Consider the following 20614-nt stretch of genomic DNA (forward strand, 5'->3'; position numbering starts at 1 on the left):
GATAACTCAGGTTCAGCAGCCTTCCGTAGGCCGGATAACGCGTAGCCGCCATCCGGCAAAACGAGGGGAATAGCGTTGGATACAGCCTGCCCGGCGGCGCGGCGCTTGCGCGGGCCTACGGAGTTGAGCAACTGTTTGATAACTCAGGTTCAGCAGCCTTCCGTAGGCCGGATAAGGCGTAGCCGCCATCCGGCACAACGACGGGAACGGCGTTGGATACAGCCTGCCCGGCGGCGCGGCGCGGCGCTTGCGCGGGCCTACGGAGTTGAGCAACTGTTTGATAACTCAGGTTCAGCAGCCTTCCGTAGGCCGGATAAGGCGTAGCCGCCATCCGGCACAACGACGGGAACGGCGTAGGATACAGCCTGCCCGGCGGCGCGGCGCGGCGCTTGCGCGGGCCTGCGGAGTTGAACAACTGTTTGAAAACTCAGGTTCAGCAGCCTTCCGTAGGCCGGATAAGGCCTGGCCGCCATCCGGCACAACAACGGGAATAGCGTAGGATACAGCCTGCCCGGCGGCGCGGCGCTTGCGCGGGCCTACAGAGTCGAGCAACTGTTTGATAACTCAGGTTCAGCAGCCTTCCGTAGGCCGGATAAGGCATAGCCACCCACCAGACAAAGCGGAGTAGCCCGGATAAGGCGCAGCGCGCCGCCATCCGGGTGACTTGTGCGGCAAAAGCGACGGGAATTAGCCTTCGTTTTCCGCCAGTTCACGCAGATACTGGAAGATCAGGCGCGCGGATTTCGGCGGTTTGTTGCCTTCTTTCTCTTTCTTCGCATTGCGGATCAGGGAACGCAGCTGCTGACGGTCAGCATCTGGCCACAGGTTCAGCACTTCAGCTACGGCGTCATCCCCGTCGTCAATCAGTCGGTCACGGATCTGCTCCAGCTTGTGGAACAGCGCAACCTGCTGGTTGTGGCGGTTTTTCAGCTTATCCAGCGCCTGACGAATCGGATCGACATCGCGATTGCGCAGCATCTTACCGATAAGCTGCAGCTGGCGGCGGCGACCCTCTTTTTTGATTCGCTGGGCGAGTTCGATGGCGTCGCGCAGGTCAGTATCCAGCGGAATTTTATCCAGCGCGTTTTTCCCCAGGTCAACGAGTTCCGCGCCAAGACGCTTCAGTTCTTCCGCGTCGCGCTTAATTTCACTCTTACTGACCCAGATAATTTCATCGTCTTCATCCTCGATATCATCACCGGGAACGTCGTCGAGCCAGTCTTCGGGCTGCTTTGTCATCTCAGGCTCCTTAAAAAAAGAGGCTAATGTTACCAGTTAAGGCGCGCACTGAAAAACGGTTCTCTGTTAGACTTCAGTTAACTCCTTCTTACATTATGGCATTAGCAATGAAAGTGATCTCTCAAGTTGCCCAGCAACGTAAGACGCTGGAAGAGGCCGTGACCACGGCGCTGGAACTGGCGGCAGGTAAATCCGATGGCGCGGAAGTCTCCGTCAGCAAGACGACGGGCATCGGCGTCAGCACCCGCTATGGCGAAGTGGAGAATGTAGAATTCAATAGCGATGGGGCGTTAGGCATCACGGTTTACCATCAGAACCGCAAGGGCAGCGCCTCTTCCACCGATCTCAGCCCGGACGCCATCGCCCGCACCGTGCAGGCGGCGCTGGATATCGCCCGCTACACCTCCCCGGATCCCTTCGCCGGCGTGGCGGATAAAGAGCTGCTGGCCTTTGACGCCCCGGATCTGGACCTGTTCCACCCGGCGGAGGTCTCCCCGGATGAGGCCATCGAACTGGCCGCCCGCGCAGAGCAAGCGGCGCTGAAGGCCGATAAACGCATCACCAACACCGAAGGCGGCAGCTTTAACAGCCACTACGGCATCAAAGTGTTCGGCAACAGCCATGGCATGCTGCAGAGCTACTGTTCGACTCGCCACTCCCTTTCCAGCTGCGTGATCGCGGAAGATGACGGCGACATGGAACGCGACTACGCCTATACCATTGGCCGGGCGATCGAGGATCTGCAGTCCCCGGAATGGGTCGGGGAAGAGTGCGCCCGCCGCACCCTGTCGCGCCTCGCGCCGCGTAAGCTGTCGACCATGAAGGCGCCGGTGATTTTCGCCAATGAAGTGGCGACCGGGCTGTTTGGCCACCTGGTCGGAGCGATTGCCGGTGGTTCGGTATACCGCAAATCCACCTTCCTGCTCGATTCGCTGGGCAAACAAATTTTGCCGGAGTGGCTGACCATTGAAGAGCATCCGCACCTGCGTAAAGGACTGGCCTCCACGCCGTTCGACAGCGAAGGCGTGCGCACCGAGCGTCGCGATATCGTCAAAGACGGCGTGCTGACCCAGTGGCTGCTGACCAACTACTCCGCCCGCAAGCTGGGGATGAAAAGCACCGGCCACGCCGGCGGCATCCATAACTGGCGCATCAACGGCCGCGGCCTGAGTTTTGCAAAGATGCTTAAAGAGATGGGCACCGGTCTTGTGGTTACCGAACTGATGGGGCAGGGTGTCAGTGGCGTCACTGGCGACTACTCACGCGGCGCATCCGGCTTCTGGGTAGAAAATGGCGAAATTCAATATCCTGTCAGTGAGATCACCATTGCAGGAAATCTGAAAGAAATGTGGCGTAATATCGTGACCATCGGCGATGATATTGAAACGCGCAGCAACATTCAGTGCGGTTCTGTGCTGCTGCCGGAGATGAAAATCGCCGGGCAATAACACCTGTTTGCTTAAATAATAAAAAGGAAGTGAGCAATGCGTAAAAAACTGTTAGCGATGCTGGCTGTCTCTGCTTTTGCGCTCGGTTCAGCCTCGGCCTTCGCCGACCTGGGCGAAGACATGGACACTCTGGCAGAAAATCTGCAAGTGGTACAGAAAACCTCCGACGCCGGCGAACTGAAAGCGGCGCTGAATAAGATGCGTACCGCCGCGGTTGATGCCCAGAAAGAGACGCCGCCGAAGCTGGAAGGCAAAGCGGCCGACAGCGCTGAGATGAAAGATTACCGTCACGGTCTGGATATTCTGATCGGTCAGATCGACGGCGCGCTGAAGCTGGCGAATGAAGGCAAGGTGAAAGAGGCGCAGGCCGCCGCGGAGGAGTTTAAAACCACCCGCAACACCTACCATAAGAAGTACCGCTAACTGCCGTTTTCGGGAGGCATCAGCCGATGTCTCCCACCTCAAAGCCTACCGATATCACACTTTTCGATCTCTTTTTCCGGCCTTTCCGCAGCCGCGGGCTGCACATTCACGCGCATTGTTGTGATACGTCTCACGCCATAATTGCTGTTTTTTCATTTTTCCAGTGAATGTGTGGGGTCGATCACGCCTGCCGTCTCCCTTTCCACTTCGAAGTGGAAAACAACTCGCTACAAACTCCCATCCCCCGGCGCTACTTTGATTCCCAGAGACATCAGCGGGGTATCAGAAGTGAATAACGGAGCGGTAATACACGACGTAGGGGAGCAGGCAGCGCAGACCGAACGCCTGGCTGACAAGATGCTGCAGCAGGTTTTTGCCCTGTTAAGCCGTCACGGCATCGTCCCTAACGATGTTCAGGAGCAAATGCTGACCTCCCACGTGCGGGCGATGGCCCACCGGTCAATCAGCGGGGAACCGCTGCCGGAAGTGGATGCCAGCCTGTTCGAAGAGATTTCACCAGATTCAATGACGTTGGCCCGCGAAGTGGTCGCGCAGTTCGGCAACCTGCCTGATGAAGAGGCCTGGCTGCTCTCCGTCCATTTCGAAGTCGCAAAAGAAAACCTGTAAGGAGCAAAACATGGAACAAATCACCGTAGTTATTGGCGACCGTCTGGGTAAAGGCCAAAAAGTCGCCGCAGGCGCAGAGAAAGCCGGCGCACGTGCAGTGGTCGTCCCTGGCGTTGCTGCCGACATGAAGCTTGGCGACATGATGAAAGCGGAAAACGCCACCTTCGGCATCTCCTTCTGCGGCAGCGGCGGCGCCGGCGCCATCACCGCCCAGACCAAACACGGCTACAAAGCGAAATACGGCATGCGTTCCGTGGAAGAGGGCGTCACCGCCATCAACGAAGGCTGCAACGTGCTGGGCTTCGGCTTTATGGATAAAGAAGAGCTGGGCGAGCGGCTGGTAGAGGCCTGGAAAAAGAAATACGGCGCATAAGTATGAAAGAGCAATTCACCACCACGGTGAGGGTTGCCGGCAAAGGCGAAAGCAAATCACGGGCCTTCGCCGATGCCCTGAACCATGTGCAGGCTGCGGTGATGAAAACGTCATCGCACATTCTGCTGCGTATTGAGCCACAGGACGTGACGGTTGTTCATGCGCGCGAAGCGGTACGAAAAGAGGCCTTCCTGTTTTTCTTTTTGCGCCGTGAACGACGGACCTACAGCGTGGAGCTGGACGTCACCGTCAACGTGACCGCCATCGATCTCGATAAAGTGGATTTCGTCACGCAAACCTGATTGTTAGCAAAGGGTCTGACTATGTTCCTGATAATATTAATAAAATCGCTTATCATCGGCGGCCTGGTCGGCGTCGGCGTGGGCGCCGGAGCGGCACGCATGTTTCATGCCCCTACCACCCAGGGGATGGGGGCGTTTCGAACCCTGGGCGAGCTGAACTCCTGTGAGGGCGATCCGGCTTCCCACTTCTCCTTTGGCCTCGGTTTCTTCTTTAACGCCTGGGCCTCTTCCGTTGCAGCAGGCTCCTTCACCCAGGATGTTGACCACCGCATTATCCCCAACTGGGGCGCGGCGGCGCTGATGCTGAAAAATCGTAACGTCGGCGAAACGCTGCACGATCCGAAAAAAATGGCCATCTCCTGCGGCATCATCGGCATGATCGTCGTCGCCTTCCTTAACCTCACCGCCTCGTCCGTACCGGAAGCACTGCAGGTGACCGCGGTTAAGGTACTGGTCCCGGCGGCAAACCTGCTGGTGAACACCGTGATGCCGGTGATCTTCTGGCTGGCGGCGATCGACGCCGGTAAAAAATCAGGCTTCTGGGCGACTATCTTCGGCGGCGCGGCGCAGCTGATTATGGGCAACGCCGTACCGGGGCTGGTGCTGGGCATCCTGATCGGCAAAGGCGTTGAAGAGAGCGGCTGGAACCGGGTCACCAAAGTGATGATGGTGGCCATTGTCGCCCTGTTCGTCCTCAGCGGCTTCTTCCGCGGCTTCGACATGAAGATGATCGAATCCTTCCATCTGACCGTGCCGAACTGGCTGGACATGATCCACAACTCACTCAGCGGCAAGTAACGGGAGCCTGATAATGGAACAGAATAAAGGTTTTTGGTATGCCGACTGGTCGTTCCCGATCTTCGTTGGCCTGCTCTCCTCCGGCGTCTTCGCCGGGACCCACATGTACTACCTGTACGGCATCGGCGCCTTTAACGAAGTCGCCTTCGTGGCGATGCTGAAGTCGGGGATTGATACCGGCGTTTACGGCGCGGTGGCGGCGTTTGGCGCCAGCTTCCTGTTCGCCCGCATCATCGAAGGGTCGCTGGTGGGGATCCTCGATATCGGCGGCGCTATTCAGACCGGGATCGGTCTTGGCGTCCCGGCGCTGCTGCTCGGCGCGGGCTTTGTCTTCCCGGTGGCGAACTTCGCCGCCTCGCTGGCAACCGGCCTGATCCTCGGCCTGGCGGTGGGCTACATCATCATTCTGGCGCGTAAGTTCACCATCAACCAGAGCGACTCCACCTACGGCGCCGACGTGATGATGGGGGCCGGTAATGCCTCCGGCCGCTTCCTCGGCCCCTTGATCATCCTCAGCGCAATGACCGCCTCGATTCCTATCGGGATCGGCTCGCTGGTTGGCGCCCTGCTGTTCTACATCTGGCAGAAACCGATCACCGGCGGCGCTATCCTCGGCGCGATGATCCTCGGCTCCATTTTCCCGGTGGCGATTAGCTAATCGCCCGATGGCGCGGCGCTTATCGGGCCTACACGTCAGCGCGATTGGTAGGCCGGATAAGGCGGTACGTCGCCATCCGGCAACAGATTCACTCTTTCATCAGGAGATAGCTATGTTTGATTTACTCCTGCGCCGCGCGCGCCTCGTCGACGATACCCTGACTGATATCGCCATTCAGGACGGGAAAATCGCGGCGCTGGGCGAGATTAGCGCGCCCTCCCGCAAAACCCTCGATCTGCAGGGCAACAGCTACGTCAGCGCCGGCTGGATTGACTCCCACGTTCACTGCTACCCGAATTCGCCAATTTATCACGATGAGCCGGACAGCGTCGGCATCGCCACCGGCGTCACCACCGTGATTGATGCCGGCAGCACCGGCGCCGACGATGTCGATGAGTTCTATCAACTGACCCGTAAAGCGGCGACGGAAGTCTATGCCCTGCTCAATATCTCCCGCGTCGGGCTGATTGCCCAGAATGAACTGGCCAATATGACCAATATTGACGCCGAGGCGGTGCAGCAGGCGGTGCAGCGTCATCCCGATTTTATCGTTGGTCTGAAGGCGCGGATGAGCAGCAGCGTGGTGGGGGAAAACGGCATTACGCCGCTGGCGCGCGCCAAGGCGATTCAGCAGGAAAACGGCGACCTGCCGCTGATGGTGCACATTGGCAACAATCCGCCGAACCTCGATGAAATCGCCGATCTGCTGAGCCGCGGCGACATCATTACCCACTGCTATAACGGCAAACCGAACCGCATTCTGAATCCTGCCGGCGAACTGCGCAGTTCGATTACTCGCGCCCTGCAGCGCGGCGTGCGCCTCGACGTCGGCCACGGTACCGCCAGCTTCAGCTTTGAAGTGGCGCGCCGGGCGATTGCGCTGGGCATTCTGCCGCACACCATCAGCTCGGATATTTACTGCCGTAACCGCATCGACGGCCCGGTGCGTTCGCTGGCGCTGGTGATGTCGAAATTTCTCGCCATCGGCATGACCCTGCCGCAGGTGATTGCCTGCGTGACCGTCAGCGCTGCCGAGGGGCTGCGCCTGTCGCGTAAAGGGCGGCTGGAAGTGGGTTTCGACGCCGATCTCACGCTATTTCGCCTGGAGCGCCAGCCAACGCTGCTGGTGGATGCCGAAAAAGAGAGCCTCCAGGCAGACAACATTTTAGTGCCGCTGGCCGCGATCCGCGCGGGCAAAGGCTATCTGACCGAACAAGGGAGCGCGGAACATGCCTTCGATTTTTGAAAAATACCATTTAAAACAAGTTATTAACACTTCTGGCCGGATGACGGCGCTGGGCGTTTCCACGCCGCGTCCGGAAGTGGTGGACGCCGCGATGGCCGGCATGAACCAGTACTTTGAAATGAAAGATCTGGTGAATAAAACCGGCGAGTACATCGCCAGGCTGCTGGACGTGGAAGGGGCGACCGTGGTCTCCTGCGCCTCGGCAGGGATTGCCCAGTCGGTGGCGGCGGTGCTGGTGAAAGACAGCGACTGGCTGCTGGAGAACCTGCACGTCACGCCGATAGAGCATAACGAAATCGTCCTGCCGAAGGGCCACAACGTCAACTTCGGCGCGCCGGTCGGCACCATGGTGGCGCTGGGCGGCGGCAGGCTGGTGGAAGCGGGCTACGCCAACGAATGCTCTGCCGAACAGCTGGCGGCGGCGATCACCCCGCGCACCGCGGCGATCCTCTACATCAAATCCCACCACTGCGTGCAGAAAAGCATGCTCAACGTGGCGCAGGCCGCGGAAGTGGCGCGTCAGCATCATTTACCGCTGATCGTCGACGCGGCGGCGGAGGAAGATCTGCAGGGCTACTACCGCATGGGCGCCGACCTGGTGATCTACAGCGGTGCGAAAGCGATTGAAGGGCCGACCAGCGGGCTGGTGATCGGCAAAACGCAGTACGTCGAGTGGGTTAAACGCCAGTCGATGGGGATTGGCCGGGCGATGAAAGTGGGTAAAGAGGGGATCCTCGGCCTGACCTGCGCCATTGAACACTACCTGACGGCAAGCAAAGAGAGCGGCGAAGAGATGGTGGCGAAGATGACGCCGTTTATCGAACAGCTCAATACCCTCAACGGCGTCACTGCCCGCGTGGTATGGGACAGCGCCGGCCGCGATATCGCCCGCGCCGAAATCAAATTCGACGAAGCGGTGACCGGCGTGAAGACCGGCGATCTGGTTAACGCGCTGAAGCAGGGCGAATACGCCATCTACTTCCGCGGCTATAAAGCGAATGAAGGCATTATCGAAGCCGATGTCCGCAGCGTTGACGCCCAGCAGCTGGCGGTAGTCGCCCGCCGTATCGCGGAAGTTCTGAACAAGGAGAAACAAGCATGAAACTGACCCCAAACTTTTACCGTGATCGCGTGTGCCTGAACGTCCTGGCGGGTAGTAAAGACAACGCCCGGGAAATCTACGACGCGGCGGAAGGTCATGTCCTGGTCGGCGTGCTCTCCAAAAACTACCCGGACGTCGCCAGCGCGGTGGCCGATATGCGCGACTACGCGAAGCTGATTGATAACGCCCTCTCCGTCGGGCTGGGCGCAGGGGATCCGAATCAGTCGGCGATGGTGAGCGAGATTTCGCGCCAGGTGCAGCCGCAGCACGTCAATCAGGTCTTCACCGGCGTGGCCACCAGCCGCGCGCTGCTCGGGCAGAACGAAACGGTGGTCAACGGCCTGGTCTCGCCCACCGGCACCCCGGGTATGGTGAAGATCTCCACCGGCCCGCTGAGCAGCGGCGCGGCGGATGGGATTGTGCCGCTGGAAACCGCCATCGCGCTGTTAAAAGATATGGGCGGCAGCTCCATCAAATACTTCCCGATGGGCGGCCTGAAGCACCGCGACGAGTTCGAGGCGGTGGCCAAAGCCTGCGCCGCGCACGATTTCTGGCTGGAGCCGACCGGCGGTATCGATCTGGAAAACTACAGCGCGATCCTGAAGATCGCCCTCGATGCCGGGGTGAGCAAAATCATCCCGCATATCTACAGCTCGATTATCGATAAGGCCAGCGGCAACACCCGCCCGGCCGATGTTCGCCAGCTGCTGGAGATGACCAAACAGTTAGTGAAGTAGTGCCCTTGCCCCTCGCCCTCAAAGGGTGAGGGGCAGCTTATCCCACTGAACCATCAAGGAGTTGCTATGCCTGTCGCTCGTCATCTGCTTGTCGCTTCACTGTCCCTGTTTGCCGCCGCCGCCGCCGCGCAAACTCACTATGCCTGGGTAGGCACCTATAATCCCAATGGCGAAGGTCTGTACCGCTTTACCGTTGATAGCCAAACCGGCGCGCTACGTGACAGGACGCTGGTGAGTTCGTTGCCGAACGCCGCGCAGCTGACCGTCTCGCGCGATGGCAAGACGCTGTATGCCGCCAGCGAAGTGGAGAAAGGCGTGGTGCAGGCGTGGCGTATTGAGAAGAACGGCGAGCTGACCGCACTCAATCAGGTCGCCTCCGGCGGCGCCGGTCCGGTTTATCTCTCCCTGACGCCGAACGGTAAACAGCTGCTGGTGGCCAACTACGTCAGCGGCAGCATCGCCGTGCTACCGGTGAAAGAAGACGGTAGCCTGGGCGAGGCGGTGGACAAGCATCAGGATGAAGGCCCGGCAGGGGCCGAACGCCCGGCGGCGGCCGTCGAGGGCAGCTTCGCCATCAGCGATCACAATGGCCCGCACGCCCATATGATCGCCGCCGATCCCAGCGGGAGATTTGTTTACTCCACCGATCTGGGGCTGGATCGGATCTATCAGTATCGGCTGGATAGCGCCAGCGGCAAGCTGACGCCGAACGATCCGCCGTTTATCGCCGCCTCGTCGCCGGGAGCCGGCCCGCGCCACTTCGTCTTCACGCCAAAGGGCGACGGTCTGTGGCTGATTAACGAGGAAGCGTCGACGCTGACCTTCTATCATCTGGATCAGCAAAGCGGTCTGCTGCGCGAAGGCAAAACCGTCTCCGCGCTGCCGAAAGAGTATAAGGGCACCAGCTTTGCCGCCGGCCTGGCGCTGAGCAACGACGGCAAACAGCTGTACGTCGCCAATCGTCTGCATAACAGCATCGCCCACTTTACGGTGCAGGCCGACGGCCGCCTGCGCCACCAGGAGGATATCTGGACGCGCGGAGATTACCCCCGCACGCTGACCCTGGATAATCAGGGGCAGTGGCTGTACGTCATGAACCAGCGTAGCGATAATATTACCCGCTTCAGCGTGGCGCCGAAGGATGGCAAATTGACCTTTGTCTCAGACTACACGCCGGTCGGCAGCCCATCGCAGATGGTGATTTCCGCCCAACCCTGAGCCGTAACCACAAGGAACTGACATGCGATTTCCCAACCAACGCTTAGCGCAACTCTTCACCCTGCTGCGGAATGAAACGCTGCCGCAGGATGAGCTGGCGCAACGCCTGTCGGTTTCCACCCGTACCGTGCGCGCCGATATTACCGCCCTGAATGCGCTACTGGCGCAGTATGGCGCGCAGTTTATCCTTAACCGCGGCAGCGGTTATCAGCTGAAAATTGATAACCCGGCGAGCTTTCAGGCGCTGGAGGAGACGGCGCCGAAGGCGCAGCATGTTCCGCGTACCGCCCAGGATCGCATCACTTTCCTGCTGGTGCGTTTTCTGACGTCGGCGTTCTCGATCAAGCTGGAAGACCTGGCGGATGAGTGGTTCGTCAGCCGCGCCACGCTGCAAAACGATATGGTCGAGGTGCGCGAGCGCTTCCAGCGCTATCAGCTAACCCTTGAAACCCGCCCGCGCCACGGCATGAAGCTGTTCGGTAGCGAGGTATCGGTTCGCGCCTGCCTCACCGACCTGCTGTGGGAGCTAACCCAGCAGGGCGGTATCGCGCCGCCGATCGGCGCCGAGGCCTTTGCAGAGGAGGTGCCTGCGCTGCTGGAGCCGGTGCTGCAGGAGACGCTCACGCGCCACCATATTCGTCTCACCGACGTCGGCGAGCGCTTTATCTGCCTGTACGGGGCAGTGGTGGTGCGTCGCGTCAGCGAAGGCTACCCGCTGGCGGATTTTAGTGCTGAAGATGTGGCGCAGAACGTCCGCGATGCCGCGCGCGATCTGGCGGGCGAACTGCAGCGGCTGGCCGGTAAACCTTTATCGCCCGCGGAAGAAGAGTGGCTGTGCGTGCATATCGCCGCCCGTCAGGTACAGGACGTGGACCCGGAAACCATCAGCGCCGACGATGACGAAGCGCTGGTCAACTACATCCTGCGCTACATCAACAGCCAGTATAACTACAACCTGCTGGACGATGCCCAGCTGCACGCCGATCTGCTGACCCACATAAAGACCATGATCACCCGCGTACGCTACCAGATCATGATCCCCAATCCGCTGCTGGATAACATCAAACAGCACTACCCGATGGCCTGGGATATGACCCTCGCCGCGGTCTCCAGCTGGGGCAAATATACTCCGTACACCATCAGCGAAAACGAAATCGGCTTTCTGGTGCTGCATATCGGCGTCGGGCTGGAGCGCCACTACAACATCGGCTACCAGCGTCAGCCGCAGGTGCTGCTGGTGTGCGATACCAGCAATGCGATGGTGCGGATGATTGAGGCGATCCTGCAGCGCAAATATCCGCAGCTGGAGATCGCCGCCACTATTTCCCAGCGCGAGTACGAACAGCGGGACGCGATCGAGGCGGATTTTGTTATCTCCACGGTGCGGATCAGCGAAAAAGACAAGCCGGTAGTGACCATCGCGCCGTTCCCCACTGACTATCAACTGGATCAGATCGGCAAACTGGTGCTGGTGGACCGTACCCGTCCATGGATGCTGAATAAGTACTTCGATGCCGCCCACTTCCGGGTGGTCGATACGCCGATGGATCAGCAAACGCTGTTCGCCGAGCTGTGCCAGCAGCTGCTGGAGGAAGGCTTTGTTGACGCCGAGTTTCATGCTTCGGTGGTGGAGCGTGAAGCGATTGTCAGCACCATGCTCGGCGATGGCATTGCGCTGCCGCACTCCCTGGGGCTACTGGCGAAAAAGACGGTGGTCTATACCGTCATTGCCCCGCAGGGCATCGCCTGGGGTGATGAAACCGCCCATATCATCTTCCTGCTCGCTATCAGCAAGCGCGAGTATGAAGAGGCGATGGCGATCTACGATATTTTCGTGACTTTCCTGCGCGAGCGCGCCATGAGCCGCCTCGCCGCGACCCGCAGCTTCGATGAGTTTAAAACGGTGGCGATGGAGTGCGTCAGCCGGTTTTGAGAGGCGTTTTCCAGATTCGAGTGTAATGCAAATGTAATGCTATAATGCATTACAAAATATCCCTTTCTGGAGGCATAATGGCCACGCTCAACGTTCGACTGGACGATAAACTCAAAAAAGAGGCTTATGCCGTGCTGGAGAAACTCGATATGACGCCAACGGAGGCGGTGCGCCTGCTGTTTCAATACATTGCGGAAAATGGCCGCATGCCAGTGAAAAGTATGACTATCAGCGATAGCGAAGCGGCATTATTACGCACCGTCCGCGAGCGGCTGGAAAACCCGCAGCCGGAGGTGAAGGTGAGTCTGGATGACCTATGAACTGGCGTTTGATCCGCGTGCCTGGCGCGAATGGCAGAAGCTTGGCGAGACGATCAAAAAACAGTTCAAAAATAAGCTCCAGCAGGTTGTGCAGAATCCGCGAATTGCATCGGCCAGTCTGAGTGATTTACCGGATTGCTACAAAATCAAACTTAAGGCGTCAGGTTATCGGTTGGTGTATCAAGTACGGGATAGTGTGGTGGTGGTTTACGTTATTGCCATTGGCAAAAGAGAGAAAGCGGCCGTTTATCATCAGGCGAATAAACGGCTCTAAACGCTATCGCAAATGATGTACCACCTGGTTGCTGCTGCCGCGCCAGATCAGCGCCGGGTCTTTTAAATCCTGCACAAACTTACCGTCGACCAGCACGTTGATCAGGTTCACCACCTGCATCTGCGCCTCATTCAGCTCATCCAGTTTATAGCCGGTCCAGACCCAGATATCTTTGCCGGGGCATTCGGCACGCACGCGCTGAACCAGTTTGAGGATCTCCGCGACGTTCTGCGGATGCAGCGGATCGCCGCCGGAGAGCGAAATCCCCTGGCGTTTGATGCGGGTATCGTTGAGATCGGCAATGATGCGGTCGGCCATCTCGGCGGTAAACGGCATGCCGGAGTTCACCCGCCAGGTGCTTTTGTTGTAGCAGCCGGGGCACTCATGGACGCAGCCAGAGACAAACAGGGTGCAGCGGGTGCCGGGGCCGTTGACAATATCTACCGGGTAGTACTGATGGTAATTCATTGTTTCCTCTTCTCATTTGCCGATGTAGCGGCGTTGGCTGCGCTCGCTCGCCCGGGTCACTTACTCCAGTAAGCTCCCCGGGACTTACTCGTTTGCCGCCTTGCTACAACGCCAACTGATTTGAGGAAACCCACCAGGCTGTTTGGGATTCCCTCGTTTGCCGCCTTGCTCTGACGCTAATGGCTTTGCGAAAACGGAGGTGCTGTGCATTTGTAAAGGGAACGGCTCCCGGCGTCGCTGCGCTCGCCCGGGCTACGAAAAGCCGCATACGCGGTTGTAGCCCGGATAAGGCGCTTTGCGCCGCGATCCGGGAACGGCGCCTTAGTGGCCAAACGGCTACGGAGCCGGTCCCTTCTCCCCGTTGGGGAGAGGGGGAGGGGCTAAACCAGCTGGAATTAACCGATCTGCCCGTTGCCCAGGTGCTTCACGCGGCGCTTCACTTCTTCCTGCTTGCCGGCGTTGAACGGACGCGCGTCCGGACTGCCGAGGTAGCCGCACACCCGACGGGTAACGGAAACGCGGGAGGCGTCGTGGTTACCGCATTTCGGGCAGGTAAAGCCCTTGCTGGTGCACTCGAACTCGCCGGTGAAACCGCACTCGTAGCACTCATCGATCGGCGTGTTAGTGCCGTAGTACGGCACATGCTGATAGCTGTAATCCCATACGTCTTCCAGCGCCTTCAGGTTGTGCTGGATGTTTGGGTATTCGCCGTAGCAAATGAAGCCCCCGTTAGCCAGCGGCGGATACGGCGCTTCAAAATCGATCTTGTCGTACGGGTTGACCTTCTTCTCCACGTCGAGGTGGAAACTGTTGGTGTAGTAACCTTTGTCGGTCACGCCCTCCACCACGCCAAACTCGGCGGTGTCGAGACGGCAGAAGCGGTCGCACAGGTTTTCGCTCGGCGTGCTGTACAGGCTAAAGCCGTAGCCGGTCTCTTCTTTCCACAAATCGACGGCGTCGCGCAGGCGCTGGACGATGGCCACACCCTTCTCGCGCAGCGCCTCGCTGTCGTACATATGCTGGTTGCCGTACAGCGCATTGATAGTTTCATGGATACCGATATAGCCCAGCGAAATCGACGCCCGGCCGTTTTTAAAGATCTCGGAGACGTCGTCGTCGGCTTTCAGCCGCACGCCGCAGGCCCCTTCCATATAGAGGATCGGCGCCACGCGCGCTTTTACCCCTTCCAGGCGGGCAATGCGGGTCATCAGCGCTTTGCGCGCCAGCTGCAGGCGCTCGTCCAGCAGCGCCCAGAAGGCGGCTTCGTCGCCTTTCGCTTCCAGGGCGATGCGCGGCAGGTTGAGGCTGATGACGCCGAGGTTATTGCGCCCATCGTGCACCTGCTCGCCGTTCTCGTTTTCCCACACCCCGAGGAAGCTGCGGCAGCCCATCGGCGTTTTAAACGACCCGGTAACCTTCACCACCTGGTCGTAGTTGAGGATATCCGGGTACATGCGCTTGCTGGCGCACTCCAGCGCCAGCTGTTTGATGTCGTAGTTCGGGTCGCCGAACTTATGGTTCAGGCCGTCACGGATCGCGAACACCAGTTTCGGGAACACCGCGGTCTTACGGTTTTTACCGAGGCCGGCAATGCGGTTGCGCAGAATCGACTGCTGGATCAGCCGCGATTCCCAGCTGGTGCCGAGACCGAACCCGAAGGTGACGAACGGCGTCTGGCCGTTGGCGGTATGCAGCGTGTTAACCTCATACTCCAGCGACTGGAAGGCGTCGTAGCACTCTTTTTCGGTACGGGCGCGGGCATAGCCTTCGGCATCCGGGATCTGCCACTCTTCGGCGATTTTACGATGCTTGTTAAAGCTTTCGCTGACGAACGGCGCCAGCACTTCATCGATTCGGTTGATGGTGGTGCCGCCATAAATATGGCTGGCGACCTGGGCGATGATCTGCGCGGTCACCGCGGTGGCGGTAGAGATAGACTTCGGCGGCTCGATCTCCGCGTTGCCCATCTTAAAGCCCTGGGTCAGCATGCCTTTCAGGTCGATCAGCATGCAGTTAAACATCGGGAAGAAGGGCGAGTAATCGAGGTCATGATAGTGGATCATGCCGCGTTCGTGGGCCATCACCACATCGTGAGGCAGCAGGTGCTGCCGGGCGTAGTGCTTGGCGACGATACCGGCCAGCAGGTCGCGCTGGGTCGGGATGACTTTACTGTCCTTGTTGGCGTTTTCGTTGAGCAGCGCGGAGTTGGTCTGCTCGACGAGGCCGCGGATCTCCTGATTGAGGCGGCCGCGCTTCTCACGCTGGCTATCGCGGTCATGGCGATACTCAATGTAGGCGCGCGCCAGCTGCTTATAGGGGCCGGACATCAGCTGGTTTTCCACCGCGGTCTGGATCTCGTTGATGTCGACCTGGGCGCGGCCCTGCATTTGTTGGCTAACGACTTCTGCGACGGTGGCGCAATAGTCTGCGTCATCGACTCCCGCTGCTTTAGCTGCACGCAGAATTGCTTCCTGAATGCGCTCTGACTTGAACGGCACTTTACAGCCATCACGTTTCATCACATGCGGTGTCATGATCACTCCATATATAGAACAGGTTATCCACAGAGGCGGAGGTTATCCCAAAGGCGCTGTACGCTACGGCTCGTGCTGTTTGCCTTCAGATCCGGCCCGTTTTATCCACATCTCATCACCGCCAGACATCGACAAGATATGGTGACATAATAGACGATTAATACAACATGTAGGGCCGGGACGCATTTTAAGTTCTATATGTAGTGATTTGCATCAAAGATGTTTGCGATTTTATTGACCCAGAACAAGGTAAAAAGGTGAGAGTACGGATGATGGGCGCTGGCGATAAATGTAAATTTATCTGGCTGGAAAATAAGCAAAAATGCCTGGCGTTCGCCACCGGCGCCAGGCATGACCTTCTCATTTCGGGAGGGCAGGGGACACCTTACGCCTGCAGCCACCATACCGCTTCGAACGGCCGCAGCGTCAGCCCGGTTGGGCGGGGCGTGGTCTCGGCATAGTTGCTGATGATCATCTTCCACTCGCCCGGGGCGTCCTCAGGCTGCCAGGCCTGCAGGTCGCGGCTCAGGTTGGCGGCGACCACCAGCGTTTGTCCCTGCCACTGACGGCGATAGCACCACAGCGACGGATGGTCAGGCAGGAGATCCTGATAATCGCCCCAGGTCAGCAGCGGCAGGGTTTTACGCAGCGTAATCAGCTGCTGATAGGCATAAAACACCGAATCAGGGTCCGCCAGCGCCGCCTCGACGTTGATCTCCCGGTAGTTATCGCCAAGGCCGATCCACGGTTCGCCATCGCTAAAGCCACCGTTCTCGCCACCATGCCACGGCATCGGCGTGCGGCTGTTGTCGCGTGACTTGCTGGCAAGGATCGCCAGCAGTTCGTCCGGACTTTGCCCCTGCGCCGCACGTTCGATAAACATATTGTGGCTCTCGACGTCGCGATAATCGCTGATGCTGTTGAAGTGCGGATTGGTCATACCGATCTCTTCACCCTGATAAATATAGGGCGTGCCCTGCATGCCGTGCAGCACCATCGCCAGCATCTTCGCCGCCGGCACCCGGTACTCGCCTTCGTCGCCAAAGCGCGAGACGATGCGCGGCTGATCGTGATTACACCAGAACAGCGCGTTCCACGCCCGGTTGTGCATCCCCTGCTGCCAGTGGCGGAACAGCGCCTTCAGCGCCACATAGTCCGGGCGGGCGAGGGTCCACTTCTCCCCACCGGGATAATCGACTTTTAAATGGTGGAAGTTAAAGGTCATCGACAGCTCGCGGCCGTCCAGCGCGGCGTACTGCTGGCAGTGTTCCAGCGAGGTGGAAGACATCTCGCCGACGGTCATCAGATGACGCGGCGTGAAGACATCGCGGCTCATCTCCTGCAGGAACTCATGCACCCGCGGGCCGTCGGTGTAGAAGCGGCGGCCATCCCCGTCCGCATCGCAGGGAAAGGCCTGATCCTTCGAGATCAGGTTGACCACGTCGAGGCGCAGGCCGTCGACGCCGCGGTCGGCCCAGAATTCGCAGACCTTTTTCAGCTCGGCGCGCACCGCCGGGTTCTCCCAGTTGAGATCCGCCTGCTCAATGGCGAACAGGTGCAGATAATACTGACCGCTGTCGGCATGCCACTGCCAGGCGTTGCCGCCAAACTTGGAGCGCCAGTTGTTCGGCAGGGCGTCCGGTTCGCCGTCGCGCCAGATATAGAACTGACGGTAGGGGCTCTCCTTATTCAGCGACTGACGGAACCACTCGTGTTCGGTCGAGGTATGGTTCAGCACCATATCCAGCACGATGCGGATCCCGCGGGCCTTCGCTTCCGCCACCAGGGCGTCAAAATCGGCCATCGTGCCGTAGGAGGGATCGATGGCGGTGTAGTTTGCCACGTCGTAGCCGTTATCCACCTGCGGTGAAACGTAGAACGGCGTCAGCCAGATGGCGTCGACCCCAAGCTTTTGCAGATAGTCGAGGCGGGAGGTGACGCCGCGCAGGTCGCCGGTGCCGCTGCCGGTGGTATCCTGAAAACTCTTCGGATAGATTTGATAAATAACGCCGTTTTGCCACCAGTGGGGGAGATGATTCATAGTACTTTCCTGCTGCAACGAGGGGCGCCAAAGGCGCCCCGAAAGAAGAAGTTAGACAATCTGCAAGGTGCCCTGACGGTACTTGCGCTGATACACCACGGTGGTGAGGATAATCGGCACCACCACCGCGATGGCCATCGCCATGGCGTACACCTGCCAGTAGCTCGGCTGGATGGAGAGGATCCCCGGCAGGCCGCCGACGCCGATGCCGTTCGCCAGCACGCCGTTCAGGCCGCACAGCAGGCCGGCGAGGCCGGAGCCGATCATCGCGCACAGCATCGGGAAGCGGTACTTCAGGTTGATACCGTACATTGCCGGCTCGGTGACCCCGAGATAGGCGGAGATCGCCGCCGGTACCGAGATTTCACGTTCATTCTGCTTGCGGCTGGCGATGATGATGCCAACCACCGCCGACGCCTGGGCAATGTTGGACAGCGCAATCAGCGGCCACACCGGGGTCCCGCCCATGCTCTGGATCATCTGCATATCGATGGCGAGGGTGGTCTGATGGACGCCGGTAATCACCAGCGGCGCGTAGAGGAAGCCAAACAGCGCGGCGCCGATCGGCGCGAAGCTGCCGGTTAACAGATGGCGCACTGCGAAGGCCACGCCGTCGCCGATCAGGCGGCCGAACGGACCGATAATGGCGTGCGCGAGGAATACCGCGAGGATCAGCGAGCAGACCGGCACAATGACCAGATAGAGGTAGTCAGGCACAATGCGCTTGAGGCGCGTCTCAATAAAGCCTAAGGTCAGGCCCGCCAGCAGGGCCGGGATGACCTGCGCCTGGTAGCCGACTTTAGCAATGGTAAACAGGCCGAAGTTCCACACCTCCGGCACCTGCTGGCCGAGGAGATAGGCGTTCATCAGCTGCGGGGACACCAGGGTCACGCCCAGGACGATCCCGAGGATCGGCGTACCGCCCATCTTCTTCACCGCCGACCAGCAGATCCCCACCGGCAGATAGAAGAAGATCGCCTCGCCAATCAGCCACAGGAAGTCATAGATGGTTTTCAGCGACGGGTGCATCTGGGCCAGCGTCTGGCCATTGCTCATGGGTAAGTCGCCGATGACGTTGCGGAAACCGAGGATCAGACCGCCGCTGATCAGCGCCGGCAGCAGCGGGAAGAAGATCTCGGCGAAGTGCGAGATCAGCTGTTCATGCCACTTCATATTTTGCCGCGCGGCCTGTTTGACCTGCTCTTTATCGGCGGAAGTCTGACCGGTGGTCGCCAGCAGGGCCTTGTAGTAATCACCCACCTCGGTGCCGATGACCACCTGGAACTGGCCGGCGTTAGTGAAGCATCCCTTCACCATGCGCAGCTGCTCAATCTCTTTTGGTCTGGCGATGGCCGGGTCGTTCAGCACAAAGCGCAAACGGGTAATACAGTGGCTGACGGTGGCGATATTGCCGCGCCCGCCCACCAGTTCGATCAGTTTATCGATGTCCTGCTGGTTTACTTTGCTCATGATGAAGCCTCAAAAACAGAGGGGAGAGATGCCGTTTTACCTTGAGGGCATCCTAACCGTTCCGCTTGATTTGCAAAATGGGAACGTTCCCGAAACCCGGCGACGATCACATAAATCGCCCGAACGAGATTAATTGAGGGCGGCGGGAATCACGATCTGGCGGGGATCGACGCTGCCGGCGATCTGCTCGATCAACTGCCGGGCGGCCCGGCGTCCGGACTCGGCATAGCCAGGATCGACGGTCAATATTTCCGGGTGGAGAAACTTCATCAGCGGCGTGCTGCCGACGCTGGCGAGCTGCAGCGCATCGCGGCCCTGCTGCTGGAGATATTTGCTGGCGCCGAGGGCGAGGGTATCGGTGGCGCAGACCAGGGCGCTGGTCTCGGCCGTCAGCACGCTGGCGACGGTGTCATACCCCTGCTTCATGCCCAGCCCCGGCAGGGCGGCGGTGGGCGTCAGGCGATGCTTTTTACAGAAGGCGAGGTAGGCGAGATGGCGGCGTTCGCCGGTGGTGACGTCGCTGTGCGGTACGCCAAGGAAGCTGATGTGGCGATGTCCGCGCTCGTAGAGCCGCTGCATCAGCAGCGTGATGGCCCCCTCGTCGTCATAGCACACCGAGGCGAAGCCGGGGGCGTCGCGGGCCATCAGCACCAGGGTGTCGCGCCAGGGAGCGAGCATCGCCTCGTCGATGCCGGTAAAACCGAACAGCACCACGCCGTCAATATTACGCCGGGCGAGCATGCCGAGATGCTCCTCCACCAGCCCAGGGGAGAACTGACTCTCCATCATAATCGGGTCGTAACCCTGCTCATAAAAGGCGGGCAGCATGGTCTGCACGGCGAGGTTTTCCGACAGCGAATCGAGACGGGTGACGATAATCGCCACCACTTTATCGCTCTGGCCGCGCATGGCGCGGGCGGAGCGGGAGGGCGAGAAACCGTGCTGCTGCATCACCGCTTCGACGCGCTCGCGGGTCCGTTCGCTGACCCCGCTCTCGTTGTTGAGGACGCGGGATACCGTTGATTTCCCTACGCCGCTTAAGCGCGCGATATCTTTGATGGTCAGCCGGTTCTGCATGCGGAATTCTCGTCAGGGTGGGTAGAAGTGAGCCTAATGCTACTCAACCAAACCGCAATGAGCAAAGTCTGGTTTACGTTCGGTTTAGTTGCGCGGGTTTATCATCGCCATTATTGCCACACCATCCTCAACGAGGGCGCTATAATTCGCGCCGTTTAAATTCACTTACCGGAGATAGTTATGGACCCCGATCCCACTCCTCATCCTCGATGGAGCAACCTTTCTTTCCGGTAAGCCTGTTTAACACTGCTTTACCGGAAAGCGTAAAGCAGTGACGTCCTTGATGTCCCTGCCATAAAAATAACATGCCTGACAGGTAGGTTTTG

At 59.4% G+C, this 20614-nt stretch carries 21 protein-coding genes; 15 read left to right on the forward strand and 6 right to left on the reverse strand.

The window, feature by feature from the left end; genetic code table 11:
• Positions 1–687: 687 nt before the first annotated feature.
• Positions 688–1239 carry a ribosome biogenesis factor YjgA gene (gene yjgA, locus L2I46_RS17975; RefSeq protein ID WP_004206498.1) on the reverse strand — a complete coding sequence of 184 codons (552 nt, stop codon included), beginning with the start codon at positions 1237–1239 and terminating at the stop codon, positions 688–690.
• A gap of 95 nt (positions 1240–1334) precedes the next feature.
• Here yjgA and pmbA point away from each other — a divergent pair, with 95 nt between their 5' ends.
• From pmbA to L2I46_RS18045, 14 genes are all read left to right on the forward strand, one after another.
• On the forward strand, positions 1335–2687 hold the full coding sequence (gene pmbA, locus L2I46_RS17980; RefSeq protein WP_032429082.1) for a metalloprotease PmbA: 1353 nt from the start codon (positions 1335–1337) through the stop codon (positions 2685–2687).
• Positions 2688–2723: 36 nt separating this feature from the next.
• Entirely contained in the window at positions 2724–3110 is a 387-nt protein-coding gene (gene cybC / locus L2I46_RS17985; RefSeq protein WP_002886893.1) for a cytochrome b562, read from the forward strand.
• Between the two features lie 288 nt (positions 3111–3398).
• Entirely contained in the window at positions 3399–3737 is a 339-nt protein-coding gene (locus L2I46_RS17990; protein ID WP_004206500.1) for a PRD domain-containing protein, read from the forward strand.
• Between the two features lie 10 nt (positions 3738–3747).
• Entirely contained in the window at positions 3748–4110 is a 363-nt protein-coding gene (locus L2I46_RS17995; protein ID WP_032454653.1) for an SFCGS family glycine-rich protein, read from the forward strand.
• Positions 4111–4112: 2 nt separating this feature from the next.
• The gene (locus L2I46_RS18000) at positions 4113–4412 is read left to right on the forward strand and encodes a DUF4312 family protein (protein WP_004206503.1); all 300 of its coding nucleotides are present in this window, start codon (positions 4113–4115) and stop codon (positions 4410–4412) included.
• Positions 4413–4433: 21 nt separating this feature from the next.
• Positions 4434–5210 (forward strand): DUF4311 domain-containing protein, encoded by a 777-nt coding sequence (locus L2I46_RS18005; protein WP_002886897.1) that lies wholly within the window; start codon positions 4434–4436, stop codon positions 5208–5210.
• Positions 5211–5223: 13 nt separating this feature from the next.
• Positions 5224–5868: a DUF4310 family protein gene (locus L2I46_RS18010; RefSeq protein ID WP_004206504.1), complete on the forward strand. Its 645-nt coding sequence runs from the start codon at positions 5224–5226 to the stop codon at positions 5866–5868.
• Positions 5869–5980: 112 nt separating this feature from the next.
• Entirely contained in the window at positions 5981–7114 is a 1134-nt protein-coding gene (locus tag L2I46_RS18015) for an amidohydrolase/deacetylase family metallohydrolase (RefSeq protein WP_236948109.1), read from the forward strand.
• Positions 7098–8216, forward strand: a complete 1119-nt coding sequence (locus L2I46_RS18020; RefSeq protein ID WP_032454655.1) for a DgaE family pyridoxal phosphate-dependent ammonia lyase — start codon at positions 7098–7100, stop codon at positions 8214–8216. The genes L2I46_RS18015 and L2I46_RS18020 overlap by 17 nt, the downstream gene beginning before the upstream one ends.
• Entirely contained in the window at positions 8213–8953 is a 741-nt protein-coding gene (gene dagF / locus L2I46_RS18025; protein ID WP_017900574.1) for a 2-dehydro-3-deoxy-phosphogluconate aldolase, read from the forward strand. The genes L2I46_RS18020 and dagF overlap by 4 nt, the downstream gene beginning before the upstream one ends.
• Before the next feature lie 66 nt (positions 8954–9019).
• Positions 9020–10171 (forward strand): lactonase family protein, encoded by a 1152-nt coding sequence (locus L2I46_RS18030; RefSeq protein ID WP_105491314.1) that lies wholly within the window; start codon positions 9020–9022, stop codon positions 10169–10171.
• A 22-nt stretch (positions 10172–10193) separates the two neighbouring features.
• On the forward strand, positions 10194–12104 hold the full coding sequence (locus tag L2I46_RS18035; RefSeq protein ID WP_032454658.1) for a BglG family transcription antiterminator: 1911 nt from the start codon (positions 10194–10196) through the stop codon (positions 12102–12104).
• A 77-nt stretch (positions 12105–12181) separates the two neighbouring features.
• Positions 12182–12424 carry a type II toxin-antitoxin system RelB/DinJ family antitoxin gene (locus L2I46_RS18040; RefSeq protein ID WP_023291757.1) on the forward strand — a complete coding sequence of 81 codons (243 nt, stop codon included), beginning with the start codon at positions 12182–12184 and terminating at the stop codon, positions 12422–12424.
• Positions 12414–12698 carry a type II toxin-antitoxin system RelE family toxin gene (locus tag L2I46_RS18045; protein ID WP_048336510.1) on the forward strand — a complete coding sequence of 95 codons (285 nt, stop codon included), beginning with the start codon at positions 12414–12416 and terminating at the stop codon, positions 12696–12698. Before L2I46_RS18040 ends, L2I46_RS18045 begins: the two co-directional genes overlap by 11 nt.
• A 3-nt stretch (positions 12699–12701) precedes the next feature.
• On the opposite strand, the gene nrdG is transcribed toward L2I46_RS18045, so the two are convergent.
• From nrdG to treR, 5 genes are all read right to left on the reverse strand, one after another.
• Positions 12702–13166 carry an anaerobic ribonucleoside-triphosphate reductase-activating protein gene (gene nrdG, locus L2I46_RS18050; protein ID WP_012969085.1) on the reverse strand — a complete coding sequence of 155 codons (465 nt, stop codon included), beginning with the start codon at positions 13164–13166 and terminating at the stop codon, positions 12702–12704.
• 395 nt (positions 13167–13561) lie between these two features.
• Complete coding sequence (gene nrdD, locus L2I46_RS18055; RefSeq protein WP_004206513.1) at positions 13562–15700, reverse strand: anaerobic ribonucleoside-triphosphate reductase; 2139 nt, start codon at positions 15698–15700, stop codon at positions 13562–13564.
• A 385-nt stretch (positions 15701–16085) separates the two neighbouring features.
• Complete coding sequence (gene treC / locus L2I46_RS18060) at positions 16086–17741, reverse strand: alpha,alpha-phosphotrehalase (protein WP_044525203.1); 1656 nt, start codon at positions 17739–17741, stop codon at positions 16086–16088.
• Positions 17742–17792: 51 nt separating this feature from the next.
• Positions 17793–19211: a PTS trehalose transporter subunit IIBC gene (gene treB / locus L2I46_RS18065; RefSeq protein WP_023291762.1), complete on the reverse strand. Its 1419-nt coding sequence runs from the start codon at positions 19209–19211 to the stop codon at positions 17793–17795.
• A 129-nt stretch (positions 19212–19340) separates the two neighbouring features.
• Positions 19341–20288 (reverse strand): trehalose operon repressor TreR, encoded by a 948-nt coding sequence (gene treR, locus L2I46_RS18070; RefSeq protein ID WP_004206520.1) that lies wholly within the window; start codon positions 20286–20288, stop codon positions 19341–19343.
• 180 nt (positions 20289–20468) lie between these two features.
• Between treR and mgtL the strand changes: the two genes are divergently transcribed.
• A complete protein-coding gene (mgtL, locus tag L2I46_RS29780; RefSeq protein WP_219340445.1) occupies positions 20469–20522 on the forward strand; it encodes a mgtA regulatory leader peptide MgtL in 54 nt (17 codons plus the stop codon).
• The last annotated feature ends 92 nt before the right edge of the window (positions 20523–20614 follow it).

Origin of the sequence: Klebsiella sp. 2019SCSN059 (assembly GCF_021739525.1) — a bacterium.
Classification (GTDB): domain Bacteria; phylum Pseudomonadota; class Gammaproteobacteria; order Enterobacterales; family Enterobacteriaceae; genus Klebsiella; species Klebsiella quasipneumoniae.